7 protein-coding genes are annotated in these 18,291 nt (G+C 38.1%); 2 read left to right on the forward strand and 5 right to left on the reverse strand.

Annotation, left to right across the window (positions count from 1 at the left end; all coding sequences use genetic code 11):
- Nucleotides 1-38: 38 nt before the first annotated feature.
- Nucleotides 39-3,134 carry a multidrug efflux RND transporter permease subunit gene (locus GO593_RS02285; protein ID WP_000949246.1) on the reverse strand — a complete coding sequence of 1,032 codons (3,096 nt, stop codon included), beginning with the start codon at nucleotides 3,132-3,134 and terminating at the stop codon, nucleotides 39-41.
- 263 nt (nucleotides 3,135-3,397) lie between these two features.
- Here GO593_RS02285 and GO593_RS02290 point away from each other — a divergent pair, with 263 nt between their 5' ends.
- Nucleotides 3,398-4,540, forward strand: a complete 1,143-nt coding sequence (locus GO593_RS02290; protein ID WP_000488509.1) for a glycerophosphodiester phosphodiesterase — start codon at nucleotides 3,398-3,400, stop codon at nucleotides 4,538-4,540.
- Between the two features lie 43 nt (nucleotides 4,541-4,583).
- Here GO593_RS02290 and GO593_RS02295 read toward each other — a convergent pair whose 3' ends face one another.
- On the reverse strand, nucleotides 4,584-5,546 hold the full coding sequence (locus GO593_RS02295) for an MBL fold metallo-hydrolase (protein ID WP_000732896.1): 963 nt from the start codon (nucleotides 5,544-5,546) through the stop codon (nucleotides 4,584-4,586).
- Between the two features lie 106 nt (nucleotides 5,547-5,652).
- Here GO593_RS02295 and GO593_RS02300 point away from each other — a divergent pair, with 106 nt between their 5' ends.
- Nucleotides 5,653-6,027 (forward strand): diacylglycerol kinase, encoded by a 375-nt coding sequence (locus GO593_RS02300; RefSeq protein WP_000379022.1) that lies wholly within the window; start codon nucleotides 5,653-5,655, stop codon nucleotides 6,025-6,027.
- Between the two features lie 175 nt (nucleotides 6,028-6,202).
- Here the strand turns inward: GO593_RS02300 and groL are convergent, their stop codons facing one another.
- The 3 genes from groL to blp1 form a co-directional block, all read right to left on the reverse strand.
- Nucleotides 6,203-7,837 (reverse strand): chaperonin GroEL, encoded by a 1,635-nt coding sequence (gene groL, locus GO593_RS02305; protein ID WP_001274623.1) that lies wholly within the window; start codon nucleotides 7,835-7,837, stop codon nucleotides 6,203-6,205.
- Between the two features lie 58 nt (nucleotides 7,838-7,895).
- On the reverse strand, nucleotides 7,896-8,186 hold the full coding sequence (locus GO593_RS02310; RefSeq protein ID WP_000065579.1) for a co-chaperone GroES: 291 nt from the start codon (nucleotides 8,184-8,186) through the stop codon (nucleotides 7,896-7,898).
- A gap of 240 nt (nucleotides 8,187-8,426) precedes the next feature.
- A complete protein-coding gene (gene blp1 / locus GO593_RS02315; RefSeq protein ID WP_000250972.1) occupies nucleotides 8,427-18,257 on the reverse strand; it encodes a biofilm-associated Ig-like repeat protein Blp1 in 9,831 nt (3,276 codons plus the stop codon).
- Between the last annotated feature and the right edge of the window lie 34 nt (nucleotides 18,258-18,291).

Below are 18,291 nucleotides of genomic sequence, written 5' to 3' on the forward strand. Positions count from 1 at the left end.
TATACTTGATTTGATGCCCGTTTTTAAATTGTTTACTTTTAGGTTGAAGCTTTCGATTTAAACAGTGAACGTAATAATACGTACATGACCGGAATAAAAAACAGAACCAGCACAGTACCAAACATCACGCCACCTAAAATACTAATACCAATCTCTTGACGACTAACCGCACCAGCACCTTGAGCAAACACAAGCGGAATTACGCCTGCCCCAAAGGCTAAAGAGGTCATTAGAATCGGTCTTAATCGTAAGCTCGCACCTTCTAAGGCCGCCTGAATGGCATTCTTACCTTTTTCTTGCGCTAAGGCCGCGAACTCAACAATTAAAATGGCGTTTTTACATGACAAACCAATAGTCGTTAATAGCGCAATTTGGAAATACACGTCATTTGGCAAACCAAAAATATAAGAGAAAATCACACTTCCTCCTACACCAAGCGGAATAGATGTCATTACGGCGGCAGGAATACTTAAGCTTTCATATAAAGCAGCTAAACATAAGAAAATAAATCCAGCCGAAATTAAATATAACCACACCGCCTGATTAGTCGACTTCTGTTCTTCAAAAGATAAACCTGTCCACGCTAAACCAATATCTTTTTGTTGGTTAACAAGTTGTTCTACATCTTTCATCGCTTGGCCAGAACTGCTGCCACTCGCAACATCTGCTTGTAGTTGTAAAGCACTATATCCCATATAGCGTTTTACAATTTCCGGTGCCCCGCCCCAGCTAAAGGTGGCAAATGAACTAAACGGAACCATTTCATTTTGGTCATTACGTACAGACCAGTTATATAAATCTTCCGGTTTAGATCTAAACTCGGCATCACCTTGAATCATGACACGTTTAATACGGCCCCGATCAATAAAGTCATTTACATAAGTTCCGCCCCATGCGCTAGATAAAGTATTATTAATTGCCGATAGCTGTAGTCCATTTGCTAGTGCCTGTTTCTGGTCAATCTTAATATTAAGATTTGCCTTACTATTGGTTGACTGCTTATCAAAGTTTTCGAAAGTTGAATAATTTTTACTTTGAGCCTGCAATTGGCGGAAGGCACTATCTAGAAAATCTTGCCCTTGCCCATTCAAATCCTGAATCCATAAATCCAGACCATCTGTTTGACCTAAGCCATTAACTGAGGCAGGTAAAGTCACATTAATCTGTGCATTATTAAAATGACTAAAGTATTTCATTGCACGCTTTTGTATAGCCTCAGCCGAGTTTTCTTTTCCTGTTCGGACATCCCACGGTTTTAGAGCAATAAACCCTTGTGCCAAGTTTTGTCCTGTGCCCGAATAATTTCGTCCATAGCGGATTAAAACCAAATCTACGTTTTTATCTTCTTGAGTTAAGAAATATTGGCGGACTTGCTCACCAATTTTCTGGCTTTGAGAAATTGGTGCGCTGTCTACGAGCTTAATTTGAACACTTAAAATTCCTTGGTCTTCTTTAGGAATAAAACCGCTTTTTAAACCGTTATAGAACAGCGTAAAAACGGCAATTAAAGCCACAAAAATCACAATAACTGATTTACTGTAATGAATACTCGTCTGAACAAGCTTGATATATTGATTTTTAAGTTGCTCAATCTTTTGGTTAAACCATACGGCCCAACGCTGAGGTTGAGGGTTTGGTTTTAAAATTAATGCACATAAAGCCGGTGTTAAAATGAGCGCAACAATAAGCGACAACGCCATAGCGGCAACTAAAGTAATAGAAAACTGACGGTAAATCACCCCAATTGAACCACCTAAAAAGGACATTGGAATAAAAACAGCAGTTAAAACCAACGTAATTCCGACTAAGGCACCACTAATTTCCCCCATCGACTCAATAGCAGCTTCTTTAGGAGATAAGTGCTGTTCATGCATGAGCCGCTCAACATTTTCCACGACCACGATTGCATCATCGACTAGCAAACCAATCGCGAGTACCAGCGCAAATAACGTTAAGGTGTTAATACTAAAACCAAGCACATATAAGACAGCGAAAGTTCCTAAAATCACAACTGGAACGGTAATACTCGGAATGAGCGTAGCACGCCAGCTTTGTAAGAACAGGAACATGACCAAAATAACCAGAATAATCGCCTCTACCAGAGTCTTTACTACTTCCTTAATTGACTCTTGAACAAAGGGCGTATTATCTCGTGGATAAACGATTTTATAACCCGCTGGTAGTTTCGTTGTAAGCTGATCTAGAGTTTGGTGGATGAGCTTAGAGGTCTGAATTGCATTTGCACCCGAAGATAAAGAAATACCCAAACCTGCTGCAGGATAGCCATTAATAGTGTTAAAAGACTGATAGTTTTCTGCACCTAGCTCAACTCTGGCAATATCTTTTAAATACACATAACTCGCTGTTTTATTCGACTTCACGACAATATTTTTAAAATCCTCAACTGTTTTTAAGCGAGAACCTGCTGTGACTTTTGTATTTAAATATTGACCGTCAATTACGGGTAAGTCACCAATTGCCCCAGCGGCGACTTGAGTATTTTGTGCGGTGATTGCATTCGCTACATCACTTGGCATTAAATTATATTGCTTTAATTTATCGGGATTTAACCAGATACGCATGGCATATTGTGAACCAAATACATCAGTTTCGCCCACCCCTTCAATACGGTTCAGGTTATCTACCACATGCGTAGTTAAATAGTCCGATAGCTCAATGTTTCCTGTTTTACCTGTCGAGTCATATAAGCCAATTACCATAAAAGTGTCACCCAGTGACTTACTTACCGTAACACCTTGGCGTTGAACTTCATCAGGTAAGCGACGTATTACGCCACTAATACTATTTTGTACTTGGACCTGAGCAGTATCCGGATTTGTTCCGTTATCAAAACTTATAGTAATTCGGCTACGTCCAGATGAGTCACTCGATGAACTAAAATAGAGTAAGTGATCAATCCCTTGTATTTGCTGTTCTAAAATTTGAGTAACACTTTGCTCAACCGTTTGAGCATCTGCACCACTATAGTTGGCTGACACAGTAATTTTAGGTGGAGCAATGTCTGGATACCGTTCTACAGGCAAATTCATGACCGAAAAAATACCGAAAGCCATAACAATGATCGCCAATACATTGGCAAAAATGGGGCGTTGAATAAAAAATTTAGATAGCATGGCTGCTCGGTATGATGTCGTTAATTAACAGAAGTAAATGCCGCTTCGAGACCTTGTGATGATCAACGAGAGGTATAAAAAAGACAAGTAGAATTAAACAATAAATGTAATTAAGACAAAAACAAAGCGTGATTGAATATTTCCAACAAACCAATAAAAAACCAGTTAACGAGTGTCACTTAAAATTCATGAATTCTTCATGATCATGTCAAACAAGGCACCGAAACTTGAGTCGTTTCAACTAAAACAATATGAGTAGAATTATGTTTAGAAAAGCACTTTTATGCTTAAGTTTAATTAGCTTGGTTGGTTGTAATGATGACGATAAAACTGAAACGACGCCAACCACGCCAGAATATCAACTTCCTAAAATTCTAGTAGTAGGACACCGCGGCGCTAGCGCTTTACGTCCTGAACATACTTTAGCTTCATATCAAAAAGCGATTGATGACGGCGCAGATTTCATTGAACCGGATCTAGTCTCTACAAAAGATGGCGTATTGGTTGCCCGCCATGAAAATGAGATTGGTGGAACAACCAATGTAAGCACTTTAAGTCAGTTTGCAGACCGTAAAAAAACAAAAAATATTGATGGCGTCGACTTAACCGGTTGGTTCACGGAAGACTTCACTTTAAGTGAATTACAGCAGCTTAAAGCGCGTGAACGTATTCCTGAGTTTCGACCAGCCAACACAGCTTATAATGACCTTTACCCTGTCCCAACTCTAGAACAAATCATTGAGCTTGCCGAAGCTAACTATAAAAAGACGGGGAAAATTATAGGTTTATATATTGAGACGAAACATCCGACTTATTTTAAAAATCAAAATCTGGCAATGGAAGATACTCTTCTAGAAACCTTAGCCAAATATAAATATACACGTGATATTGCACCTGTCTATTTACAGTCTTTTGAAGTGAGTAATTTAAAATATTTAAAAAATGAGCTTGATCTTCATAAGACGCTTAAACATGCACAAATTATTCAGCTATACGATTCAAAAACATCTCGACCAGCAGACTTCGTAGAGTCTGGTGACACTAAAACTTATGCTGATTTGGCCACAGCACAAGGGTTAAAAGATGTTGCCAAATATGCAAATGGTGTAGGACCAAGTAAAGGTTACATACTGACCTTTAATAACGATGGCTCTTATAAAACTAGTACGTTTATTTCTGATGCACATACGGCTGGCTTAAAAGTACATCCTTATACTTTCCGACCAGAAAATAACTTCTTACCAGCGCCGTTAAAGTGCAGCCCAGATAAACCTGCTGAACGTTGTCCATCTGGTGCGTTAAAAGAGTTTGAAGCCTATTTCAAGGCAGGTGTTGATGGCGTTTTTACCGATGACCCAGCACTCGGTCGCGAAGCTGTCACTAATTTTGAAAAAGCAGCAAAATAATTCAATCTTCATAAAAAAACAGGGCAATGAATGCCCTGTTTTTTTATTTATCAAGACTGTTATTAAAATATAAAGGAATCCACTGATACTGCTCAGCATTCACTTTATACACATGACCAATTCCTGGGAACGGTAAATGCGGGGCAGCTACCCATTGTTGCTTATTTGAAACTTCAGCAAACATTTTTAAACGAGTATTAATTGCCTGCTCTGAATTTACATCAAAATCTACTCCAGTTTTTGGAGCATCAAACTGTAAAGAATGTGAGTGGACAATATCACCAACAAAGACAATTTGTTGCCCTTTACTCTTCAAACGGAAGCTATGGTGACCCGGTGTGTGCCCTTGTGTATTGATCACTTCAAAACCTTGAATAACATCACCATCTTTAAAGGTTTTGAATGCTTTTTTTGCTTGATAAGGTGCAAGTGCAGCTTTTACGTTTTTAACAGTACCTAAATAATTTTCTTTTTTATCCGCTGGTACAGTTTTTTCATTTTCTGGATTTAACCAATAATCTGCTTCACGCTCATGAGCATAGATGGTTGCATTAGGAAATACGGCTTTTCCATTTTGAGCAATACCGCACGCATGGTCTGGATGTAAGTGGGTCAATAAAACAGTTTTCACATTAGCAAGTTGATAGCCCGCTAATTCAAGATTTTTAGCAATTGAACCTAACTGTGGACCAAAACAACTCGCAGCTCCACTGTCAACAAGCGTCAAACTTTTACCATCATCAACTAAAAAAGCATTTACTGAAGTCTGAATCCCCTTCTCATTTACAGCAGCATATTTCGTTAAAATTTTAGTTTTTTCAGCCGGACTTAAATTTTTAAACAATTTAGGATCTAGATAAATAGTGCCATCGAGCAAGGAAGTTATCCGATAATTACCAAATTGATGATGGTAATATCCGGGTACTTGTTGAGCTGAAGCTGGTTCTGCATAGCTTATATGCAAGCTACCCATGATAAGTCCTAAGGCTACAAATAGTTTTTTCATCTCTTCTTCTCTATGGAGTTATAAAGTCAAAATCTTTAAAAAAGATTTAATATTTTTTTAAGGGCTGCACTATATAATGCATGAAAAGTGTCAAAAATATAAGTGAATGGATAGTTATTCTCCCTATAAGGGTAAAAGTGGCCTAAAGCGCATCTTGAATGCCACCAGTTATTCAATTTCAGGATTTAAAGCTGCTTACCAAAATGAAGCTGCATTTCGGCAAATTGTTTTAATTAATCTTGTACTCATCCCTGTCAGCTTTTTCCTTGATGTAACTCGCGGCGAACATGCCCTGATGATTATTGTCTGTTTGTTTGCCATCATTGTTGAGCTCTTCAACTCTGCCATTGAAGCAGTGGTTGACCGAGTTTCACTCGAGAAACACCAACTTTCCAAAAATGCGAAAGATATGGGTAGTGCCGCTCAGTTTGTTGCACTTTCTATTATTGTCGCAACTTGGCTTATTATTTTATTTGGATAAAAAAAACCATGCTTATAAATAGATAAGCATGGTTGTAACAAAAGAGGAACTTCTAGCTGCTGTTCCTGTTTTAATTTTAGGGTTCTGAACTTAACTTATTCTTAAAATTACTGGAAAAATAAAAAAATCCCTGCGAATGCAGGGATTTTTTTGGGGTTAAAGCGTTGATGCGTTATTACATCATTCCGCCCATACCACCCATACCGCCCATATCTGGAGCAGCTGGTTTGTCTTCAGGAATGTCAGTAATCATACATTCTGTAGTTAACATTAAGCCAGCAACAGAAGCAGCGTGTTCAAGTGCAGAACGAGTTACTTTAGCTGGGTCAAGGATACCCATTTCTAACATATCACCATATTCGCCAGTTGCAGCGTTGTAACCGAAGTTACCCTCACCATTCTTAACAGCGTTGATAACTACAGATGGCTCATCACCAGCATTCGCAACGATTTGACGAAGTGGAGCTTCAATCGCACGGCGTAAAATGTTGATACCAGCTGTTTGATCTTCGTTAGCGCCTTTTAAGCCTTCAAGAGCATTTACAGCGCGAACAAGAGCAACACCACCACCAGCAACAACACCTTCTTCAACTGCTGCACGAGTTGCGTGAAGTGCGTCGTCTACGCGGTCTTTCTTCTCTTTCATTTCAACTTCAGTTGCTGCACCGATTTTAATTACAGCAACACCGCCTGCTAACTTAGCAACACGTTCTTGTAATTTTTCACGGTCATATTCTGAAGTAGATTCTTCGATTTGAGCACGGATTTGTTGAACACGTTCAGCGATAGCAGCAGCATCACCAGCACCGTCAACAATAACTGTGTTTTCTTTAGAAACAGTAATTTTGTGCGCTGTACCTAAATCTTGAAGAGTTGCTTGTTCTAAAGACATACCAACTTCTTCAGAAATAACTGTTGCGCCAGTCAAGATCGCAATGTCTTGAAGCATTGCTTTACGACGGTCACCGAAACCAGGAGCTTTAACAGCACATACTTTGATGATACCGCGCATGTTGTTTACAACAAGAGTTGCAAGCGCTTCACCTTCAACATCTTCAGCGATGATAAGAAGTGGTTTACCAGTTTTAGCAACTGCTTCTAAAACAGAAATCAATTCACGAATGTTGCTGATTTTTTTATCAACAAGAAGGATGAACGGATTTTCAAGTTCAGCAGTTAAAGTATCTTGTTTGTTTGCAAAGTACGGAGAGATATAACCACGGTCAAACTGCATACCTTCTACAACGTCTAATGCGTCTTCGAAGCCAGAGCCTTCTTCTACAGTGATTACGCCTTCTTTACCTACTTTTTCCATTGCTTGAGCAATAAGTTTACCAACAGTAGTATCAGAGTTAGCAGAGATTGAACCTACTTGTTCAATTGCTTTGAAATCATCAGCTGGTTTAGCAATAGAACGGATATTTTCAACTACAGTTTTTACTGCAATGTCGATACCGCGTTTTAAATCCATTGGGTTCATACCAGCAGTTACTGATTTGATACCTTCATTTAAAATTGCTTGAGCAAGTACAGTTGCAGTTGTTGTACCGTCACCTGCGATGTCGTTAGTTTTGCTTGAAACTTCACGAACAAGTTGAGCACCCATGTTTTCAAACTTGTCTTTTAATGAAATTTCTTTTGCAACAGTTACACCGTCTTTAGTGATGTGCGGCGCACCGAAGGAGCGGTCGATCACAACGTTACGGCCTTTAGGACCTAAAGTCACTTTAACCGCATCTGCAAGTACGTTTACCCCTGCAATCATTTTTGAGCGAGCTGAATCACCAAATTTTACGTCTTTAGCTGACATATTAAACTCCGAATCTTTTTAAATACTGAATCTGATAATGAATTGAGTTATGGATCGATTAGCCTTCTAATACAGCTAAGATGTCTGACTCTTTCATGATTAAGAGTTCTTCACCATTTACTTTAACTGTTGTACCTGCATAAGTACCAAATAACACCTTGTCACCAACTTTAACATCCAAAGCACGTACGCCGTTATCAGTGATTTGACCATTACCTACTGCAATTACTTCACCTTGAGATGGTTTTTCAGCAGCAGAACCTGGCAATAAAATACCGCCAGCAGTTTTGGTTTCTTCTTCTACGCGACGAATCACAACGCGATCATGTAATGGACGAATGTTGCTCATAATTAACTCCATCAGACTTAGTCTTTTTGATTAATCGTTATTGCTTTAATCCAGAGCAATAACAAAATATTTAGATGTCACTTTTGTGGGGATGAAAAAAATGGCTTCAAGGGGAAAATGAAAAAAAATTCTATTTTTTTGGTCATTTTTTAACAGGTTGTGAAGAGTTTTTATTAAATTTAAAGCACAAAATAAAAGAGGCTATTTTCATAGCCTCTTTCCTAAAGTTAAATATTCATATTAAACAATAATTTGCTGGTTGTTTAGTAATTCGTCTAATGTTGTATTTACTTGATTTAGAGTTAACAGTGACACACTATTAAACATTGTACCTTCGCCATCTCGGTCAAGACTAATAGTCGTGTTCCCAGCATCTTGCTCTACAGTAATAAATTTAGCTAATGCGCTTACATCTTTAGAATAGTCAATTAATAGTTCACTTAAATCGATTTTGTCAGCTTGAAGGTTAGTTCTTATATCACCTAAAGTAAAATCTAACACCGTGTCATGTCCATTCCCGCCAGTCGCATCTTGGCTATTTAGCAATTGGAACAGAATGGTATCAGTACCTTCATTAGTGATATAGGTATCGTTACCTTCACGCCCATTCAAAATGTTATTACCAGAGTTACCTGTTAAAAGATTATCTAAAGCATTACCTGTTGCATTGAGATGAGCAGAACCAACCAGTTCCAAGTCTTCTACATAACGACCGCTTTCCAAAAACGAATCTACAGTCGTTGGATCATTTACTGTTTGATATAAACCAACCAAACTATAATTAACAGAACTGATAATTTTATCATGCCCGCCTAAATCCACATCTCTACGGCCAGATTCAACAAGTTGACTCTCCCAATAACTATTTTCTACCCAAATATCTTGATAGTGGCTAGTATCTACCCAAACCTCTTCATAATGACTTGTATCAATATAAACATCTTCATAATGACTTGTATCAACCCATCCTTCTTCTGAACGTATATAAGTTAATTCATAGCCTTCTTGCCATTGGCCATTCACGAAATCATAATATTGTTGTTCATATCGACTATAATCGCTATCTGCCGTGCCATTATCAATATAAGTTATACCATTTTGATTTTGATAAATATTTTGTACAGTTGAATAACCACTTGTGGCCCATTGCGATTCATAATATCCATCAACAAACCATATCTGTTCATAATGGCCTTCAATGACCCAATCTGAATACATATAGCTATTATCAATCCAGACGTCTTTATATATTGCATACGGCTCAACAATATATTCTTGAACAAAATCATCTATAGTATCAATGTTATAAGTATTATCTGTAGCATCACCTTTAAAGTGATCAATAATAACAGTCGGTAAATCACTAATTATTTGGCTAATGGTTTCACTACGGTTTCCAGCACGATCAATAACAGTAAGGTCAAGTGAAGTTGCATTTCTATCCAGATAGATAAAGAACATTCCATTTGCCAATGCTGTAGTGCTCGTTACAGAAAGCGGTTGGTCAGTAAAATGATAGGTAAGCTCAACAGTAGCATAACTTTCTACCCTCCCTGTGAGCGAACCCCATTCATCTATAGCAAGCTGCGTAACTACATCTGGAACTACCGTATCATTTATAGCAACAATCGTTGTCCCCACACTCACATTTTGATTGGCATCAACTACTTTTACCGTTAATGTTTCGCCATGCCAATACTCATACCATAGGTGTGTTAAGAAAGCACCATCACTTCCAACATTAGTCTGACCAACCAAATTATTATTAGCATCAAAAATATTAACAATTGAATATGCTTCCGCTTGTCCTGAAAGTACATTTCCATCTTCTAAGAGAAGCTGAGTTGCTGCATTTGGTGCGACAGTGTCTATAGGTGCCGTAATTTCGGTGTAAGCACTTTGATACCCATTGTATTCCACAACAATGCGTAAAATTTGTCCACTCGCTAGAGGTGGATACAACTGAATATTAAAGTTTCCAGCTTCATCTGCAACATTAGTGGCAACATGGTTACTATGCACATCAAAAATATGCACAGTACTAATTGCTACAGCGGTTCCCTCAATAAAAAAACCATTTTCAGATACCACAATATGCTCTGCTGATGGCGGTGCATTAGTATCTGCATTAAAAGTAATATTAAATGGCTTACTTATATTTTTGGCTAAATCTATCGCAGTGATAAATAACTGCTCTCCACGTAATATAGGTGGATAAATACTAGCGTTAAAATATCCAGTCTCATCCGCTTGAAATTCTGCTCGTAAATCTCCATCCGCATCCATTACCTGAATGATTGCTTTTGAATCAGTTTGCCCAGTAATACCATAACCATCATTGTTAATTACCACTTCATTAATTACTGGAGCAATATTGTCTAAAGGCGCAATAATTTCAGAGATTAGGCTATATTGATTCGTATTCTGATCATAAACTCGAACTTGTAATGTCTGTCCCTGTAGATAGTAATCATTTAACTGAATAGCAAAACTACCATCTTCATTCACAGCATTATTCCACCCTCCGTTAATGGTCTGACCATCAGTAGATGTAACAACAACCGACATTCCTACTGTCGCCTTACCTGTCAGAATATGACCATCTATATCCAGTTTTAGCTCTGTTGCAGCAATTGGTGAGTTGGTAAATACTGGTACTAATTCATGTACAACTTCACTGCGGTTACCTGCTTGATCTTTGACAACAATACTTAAATTTTGTGTCTGGTATTGACTCAGATTAATCCATTGATTAAATGTGCCATCGTACCAAACATAAGTTGTTGTGATAACTGCACCATATTGATCAATAATTTCAACAGTTGAGTTTGGCTCCGCCTCACCAAAAAGCAATCCGTCTGAGGTTAATGTAATATTTGCTGCTGCTGGCGGTGCGACATTATCAATTAAAGCATTTTGCTTAACTTCAACACTTCGGTTACCAGCTATATCTACAACGATGAAAGTTAATTCCTCTCCATGTAAATAAACCTGATTGAAATAACCTATCACGTTACCTTGGCTATCAACATATCCCCAACCAGCGCGATTGCCAAATTGATCTAGTACTTCAATTCGAGTATCTGCTTCAGCATGCCCCGTAAAGTACTGACCATTTACATCAAAAACAATATTCTCAATTTGATTAGGTGCGATATCATCAATCAAAGCATTCTGCTTGACCTCTGTACTACGGTTACCTGCTCGGTCAACTACAACAAAAGTAAGCTCTTCTCCATGTAAATAGACTTGATTAAAAGAACCTGACACATTACCAATACTATCTACATAACCAGAACCTACGACCTCACCCGCAGTATTTTTAACTTCGATTTGGCTATCGGCTTCCGCTTGCGCTGTAAAGTTTTGTCCATTTTTATTTAAGACGATGTTTTCAATCGGATTTGGTGCAATATCATCAGTTAAAGCATTTTGCTTATATTCAATACTTTGATTACCTGCTTTATCTATAACAATAAAAGTGAGTTCCTCACCTTTTAAGTAAACCTGATTGAAGTGACCGGACACATTACCAGTACTATCGACATAACCATAGCCAACAAACTCACCCGCAGCATTTTTGACACTAATAAAACTATTGGCTTCTGCTTGTGCTGTAAAATTTTGCCCATTTTCATTAAAGATGATGTTTTCAATCGGCTTTGGTGCAATGGTATCCATCAAAGCATTTAACTTCATTTCATCACTACGGTTACCTACTCGGTCTATAACAACGAACGTTAATTCTTCTCCATGTAAATACACTTGATAGAAGTAACCCGTCACATTACCAGTGCTATCGGTAGAGCCCCAACCTATCTGACTACCAAATGAGTCAAAAATTTCAATCTGACTATTTGCTTCTGCTTGTGCCGTAAAGCTTTGGCCATTTGCATCAAATACAATATTTTTAATCGGATTTGGGGCAATATCATCAAGCGGCGCCTTAACTGAAACAGCTTCACTCACATTTCCAGCTCGGTCTTTAACAGTGACTGTGAACTCTTCACCATGTAAATTGTAAGTTCCGAAAGAAATAGTGAATGTACCATCAGCATTTACACTCTGATTCCACGTATTCACCTGTTGACCATTTTGATCAAAAATCTGGATGAAGGTATTTGGCTCTGCTACACCCGAAAGGGATGAACCATCTTCACTAAAGACCAGATTACTTGCAGCTACAGGAGCAGTATCATCAAGTGGCGCTTTTACAGTAACCGCGCTACTCAAATTACCAGCCCGATCTACTACAACCACCTTAAATTCTTCGCCATGCAAGTAATTAGTATCTAATGAGACGCTAAATGTTCCATCCCAATTAACATGATTATTCCAAAGATTTAATAATTGACCATTCTGATCAAATATTTGAATCGTAGCATTTGGCTCAGCCATACCAGTTAGATATGAACCATCTTCGCTAAATACTAAATTAGTCGCATTTTCTGGTGCTGTATTATCGAGAAAGGCTGTTTGTTTTACTTCAACGCTGCGATTACCGGCTTGATCAATCACAACAAAAGTGAGTTCCTCACCTTTTAAATAAACTTGATTCAAGTAACCCAAGACGTTACCAGCACTATCTACATAACCAGTACCTACAACCTCACCCGCAGCATTTTTAACTTCAACTTTGCTATTTGCTTCTGCTTGCGCTGTAAAGTTTTGACCATTTTCATTAAAGATAATGTTTTCAATCGCATTCGGAGCAATGTCATCAATCAAGGCATTCTGCTTGACCTCTGTACTGCGGTTACCCGCTCGATCAACTACAACAAAAGTGAGTTCTTCACCATGTAAATAGACCTGATAGAAGTAACCAGAAACATTACCCATGCTATCGGTTGAACCAGATCCTATGACTTCACCAGCAGTATTTTTGACTTCAATTTGAGTGTTTGCTTCTGCCTGAGCTGTAAAGTTCTGTCCGTTCGCATCAAGTAAAATATTCTCAATCGGATTTGGTGCGATATCATCAATCAAGGCATTCTGCTTGACCTCTGTACTGCGGTTACCCGCTCGGTCAACGACAACAAAAGTGAGCTCTTCTCCATGTAAATAGACTTGATATAAATAACCTGACACATTACCAGCGCCATCTACATAACCAGAACCTACGACCTCACCTGCAGCATTTCTAACTTCAACTTGAGTATTCGCTTCCGCTTGTGCTGTAAAGTTTTGACCATTGAGATCTAATACAATATTTTCAATCGGATTTGGCGCAATATCATCAATCAAGGCATTCTGCTTGACCTCTGTACTGCGGTTACCCGCTCGGTCAACTACAATAAAAGTGAGCTCTTCGCCATGTAAATGCACTTGATACAAATATCCTGAAACATTACCTGCACTATCTGCTGATCCATAACCTACGACGTCACCATTATTATTTTTGATTTCAATTTGGCTATTTGCTTCTGCCTGAGCTGTAAAGTTCTGGCCATTGAGATCTAATACAATATTTTCAATCGGATTTGGTGCGACGTCATCATTCAAAGCACTCTGCTTGACCTCTGCACTGCGGTTACCTGCTCGATCGATCACGACAAAAGTAAGTTCCTCACCGTGTAAGTAAACTTGTTGAAAATAACCAGATACATTACCTGAGCTATCGGTGTAACCAAAACCAATCTTATTTCCAGTCTGATCTAATACATCAATAGAACTTCCGGCTTCTGCCTGAGCTGTAAAACTTTGGCCATTTTCGTTGAAGATGATATTTTCAATCGGATTTGGTGCAATGGTATCAATTAAAGCATTTTGCTTAAATTCGATACTGCGATTACCTGCTCGATCTATAACAACAAAAGTGAGTTCCTCACCGTGTAAATAAGTTTGATTGAAAGAACCAGAAGCATTACCTGCACTATCTGTAGAACCCCAACCTGTCTGATTACCCAATGAATCAAAAACTTCGATCTGACTATTTGCTTCTGCTTGTGCTGTAAAGTTTTGGCCATTTGCATCAAGTAAAATATTTTTAATTGGATTCGGTGCAATATCGTCAAGTGGCGCGTTTATTGAAATAGCCTCACTCACATTTCCGGCTTGGTCTTTAACAGTGACTGTGAATGCTTCTCCATGTAAATTGTTACTACCTAAGTAAATAGTGAATGTACCGTCAGAGTTAATGGTGTTATTCCATATATTCACTAGCTGACCATTATGATCAAAAACCTGAATCGTAGTATTCAGTTCTGCTACACCCGTAAGATATGAACCATCTTCTGAGAAAACTAAATTGCTGGCTGGTGTAGGAGCAACCGTATCAGCGGTAATTACAGTATCAGCACTTACTTGCCCACGTGCATCCTTAATTGATAAGAAAAACTGCTCACCATCGACAAGAGGACGATCAAGCTGGAGTTTAAAATAACTTGATCCATTCCAACCGTTATCTTCACCAACTTTAATTTCAGCTACAACGTCACCTTTGGCATCTTTAACAGTGAGAGTACTATTATTTTCAGCTTGCCCACTTATCACGCCATCCGAAGTAAAGCTATCTACATGGGGGGCAAAAGCATAGTTAGGCGCCTGTATCTGAGCTGCTAAACTTACATTTCCATTTACATCGGTAGCCGTGACATAAACTGTCTCAGCATTTGTTAAAAATGTACCTAGTTCTATTGAGAAACTTCCACTCTCATCGGTCCAGTTATTCCAAAACCATTTATTAAGAATATTTCCTTGCCCATCTTTAACTAAAATTTCAGAGAAAGGTTCTGCATGACCATAAACTAAATCACCAGCATCATTGAAATTTAACTCCGTTGGAGCAGATGGAGGAGTCAGATCTACGATGATATTTTGCTCAGGACTCATTAACCCTTTATTATCAATAATTTGAACGGAAATTTTCTCTCCATCAATTAAAGGGCGGTTTACACTCAAGCTAAAATGACTAAAGTCACTCCAACTATTATCATCACCTAATGTAACCTTTCCTAATTCATTGCCATCAGCATCACGTACAATTACCGTACTATTATCTTCAGCAACTCCAGAAATTAAGCCTTCTTGTGTAATACGTTCAACATGTGGAATATAAGCAAAGTTTGGAACCTCGATTAGGGTTTCACTCGTATTTTGATTTTTATCTACTACTTGTACAGTAACCGTTTCGCCTTCTTTTAAAAATTGGAACACCTGTAAACTTGCAAAGCCTTGCTCATCGGTAAAACCTGTAGCAATTAAATTGCCTTCTCCAGAAAATGCACGAATAAAGCTGTTAGGTTCATTAACATGTACTGATAAAGTTTCACCACTAATATCAAATTGTGGAGTTTCTAAAAATACTGCTGGAGTATAGTCTGCAGTAATATATTGTGGATGGCCTGAAATATTATCTTTATCTGTAGAGATAATAATTTGAGCCCCTTCCTCTAAAGGCTGATCGAGGGACAAAATAAATGGTCTTACTTCGCCTAATGCCATTACACTAAATGGTGTAATACCAGAGCTATCAAATACATTAGAATTAAATTCTTGTAAAATATTTCCATTCTGATCTTTTACAATAAAATGACTACCTTCAGTCGCATAACCACTAATCACGCCTTCTGGACTAATTCGTGTAATACTAATAGCTGGAACTTCAGTAACTAACCCAATTGATGAATTTTCACTGCTATAACCATTATAAGTAGCGACTGCGTAAACTTCTTGATTTGAGTTAATTGAAAGATCTTGTAAAGTAAATTTACCTTCTTCATTAGTTATTGTACTTGCAAGCCAATCACCATTTTTATTGTAGATATCGACCTTACTTCCTTTATATGCACTACCTGAAATGATAGCTCCATCTATATTGTTGAAAGTCAATGAATCTAGGGTTGGTGAATTCGGAGTAGGATCCACATTATAATTTTGGGTATGTGTGATAATGGCTGTATTGCCAGCTTGATCAGTAAGACTAATATCAATTGATATATTGGTTTGCGGCTCTACTGACCAAAGAAACTCTGCTGGAATTTCAGTAACCCATTCTTGCGTGACTTCATCAAAATGAAAATTATAAGTAACATTGTCTAATGTCGTATTTACTGATGTCAGTGAGCTATTTAAATCTGTGGGTAAATTAGCTATTTCAAGTCTTATAGAAATAACTTGATCTTTTTCAACTAGACTTATTGTATTGTCTTCAGTAATCGGCTTTACAATCACTGTGGTTGATTCAACATTTAAGGAATTATCTACAACAACTTTTTGTATAGCAGATTCTGAGATATTGCCTGCGAGGTCTGTCACTATAGCTTTATATTGGTAAATACCATCAGCTAAATCTTTTTGATCAGCTGTTGTCTCTTGCCAAGTTTTTCCTTCATCTTTTGAAACTTCATAGTGGTCTAGTAAAGCGGCTTGTTCCCCAATCACAATCGGTTGAACTAGCTTTAAAGTAAAACTATTATCTTGCGTAATCTGATCTGTTGCTGAAACACCTGTATCATTCAAATCAGATAAAGTGAGTTTACCTGCTTGCGGTGCGGTAGTATCCACAACCACTTTTTGTACAGCCGTTTCCGAGGTATTGCCGGCAGTGTCTGTCACTACAGCTTTATATTGGTAAACACCGTCAGCCAAATCTTTTTGGACTACCGTGGTTTCCTGCCAAGTTTTTCCTTCATCAGTGGAAACTAAATATGTTACTCGGCTACCAGTTTCCTGTCCTTCAAGCTTTAAATTGAAGTTTTTATCTTGCGTGATCTGATCTGTTACTGAAACGCCTGTATCATTCAAGTCAGATAGAGTCAGTTCACCTGCTTGTGGTGTGGTAGTATCCACAACCACTTTTTGTACAGCTGTTTCCGAGGTATTGCCAGCAGCGTCTGTCACTACAGCTTTATATTGGTAAACACCATCAGTTAAATCTTTTTGGGCTACCGTGGTTTCCTGCCAAGTTTTTCCTTCATCGGTAGAAACTAAATATGTTACTCGGCTACCAGTTTCCTGTCCTTCCAGTTTTAAAGTGAAGTTTTTATCTTGTGTGATCTGATCTGTTACTGAAACGCCTGTATCATTCAAGTCAGATAGAGTCAGTTCACCTGCTTGTGGTGTGGTAGTATCCACAACCACTTTTTGTACAGCCGTTTCCGAGGTATTGCCGGCAGTGTCTGTCACTACAGCTTTATATTGGTAAACACCGTCAGCCAAATCTTTTTGGACTACCGTGGTTTCCTGCCAAGTTTTTCCTTCATCAGTGGAAACTAAATATGTTACTCGGCTGCCGCTTTCCTGTCCTTCAAGCTTTAAATTGAAGTTTTTATCTTGCGTGATCTGATCTGTTACTGAAACACCTGTATCACTCAAGTCAGATAAAGCCAGTTCACCTGCTTGCGGCGCGGTAGTATCCACAACCACTTTTTGTACAGCCGTTTCCGAGGTATTGCCAGCAGCGTCTGTCACTACAGCTTTATAAAGATAAATACCGTCAGCTAAATCTTTTTGATTTAATGTCGTCTCTTGCCAGGTTTTACCTTCATCGGTAGAGATTAAATACGTTACGCTACTTCCCTTTTCCTGTCCGCTGAGTTTTAAATTAAACTTGTTATCATTCGTGATCTGATCTTGTGTTAACTCCCCTGAATCTAAAAGATTTTGGAAAGACAATTTACCTGGTTCCGGAGGTGTTTTATCTTTGGCGTCTTGCTGAGATAATAATGCAACTGTCCCTGCACCAGCTAAAGCACTAACAACCCAAGACCAGATAGGTACAGAAGATGAAGCATCTATATATTTTGGTATCTCTTTTAATTCTAAATAATTAACAGTGGTCTGTCCTGTAGCATCTTCAGCTAAATTAGCAGTCCAATAAGTCTGCCCTTCATTTAAAAGAATTTGTGGATTTTCACTAATAAAAAAGTTCTCTAAAACAATTTCAGTCCCATCTTTTAGATGAATAACTGCACTATTACCATCTCTTGTTATTGAAGCAATTCTTTCTGGATTAATATCAATTTTTGCGATTACCTTCGGATCTACTACAATATTTTTTGTTTGGCCAACATTAATATCAACTGTATTATTTTTTGAAGCATTATTTGCCATTAATGATACTTGTACCATTTTTCCACCATGAAATTTTAAATAATTATTAAGT

The organism is Acinetobacter baumannii (assembly GCF_009759685.1).
Lineage (GTDB): Bacteria > Pseudomonadota > Gammaproteobacteria > Pseudomonadales > Moraxellaceae > Acinetobacter > Acinetobacter baumannii.

Bases quoted from the DNA above. Each gene is read 5' to 3' on its own strand.
- GO593_RS02285 (WP_000949246.1), bottom strand. From the start codon at position 3,134: ATGCTATCTAAATTTTTTATTCAACGCCCCATTTTTGCCAATGTATTG.
- GO593_RS02290 (WP_000488509.1), top strand. From the start codon at position 3,398: ATGTTTAGAAAAGCACTTTTATGCTTAAGTTTAATTAGCTTGGTTGGT.
- GO593_RS02295 (WP_000732896.1), bottom strand. From the start codon at position 5,546: ATGAAAAAACTATTTGTAGCCTTAGGACTTATCATGGGTAGCTTGCAT.
- GO593_RS02300 (WP_000379022.1), top strand. From the start codon at position 5,653: ATGGATAGTTATTCTCCCTATAAGGGTAAAAGTGGCCTAAAGCGCATC.
- groL (WP_001274623.1), bottom strand. From the start codon at position 7,837: ATGTCAGCTAAAGACGTAAAATTTGGTGATTCAGCTCGCTCAAAAATG.
- GO593_RS02310 (WP_000065579.1), bottom strand. From the start codon at position 8,186: ATGAGCAACATTCGTCCATTACATGATCGCGTTGTGATTCGTCGCGTA.
- blp1 (WP_000250972.1), bottom strand. From the start codon at position 18,257: ATGGTACAAGTATCATTAATGGCAAATAATGCTTCAAAAAATAATACA.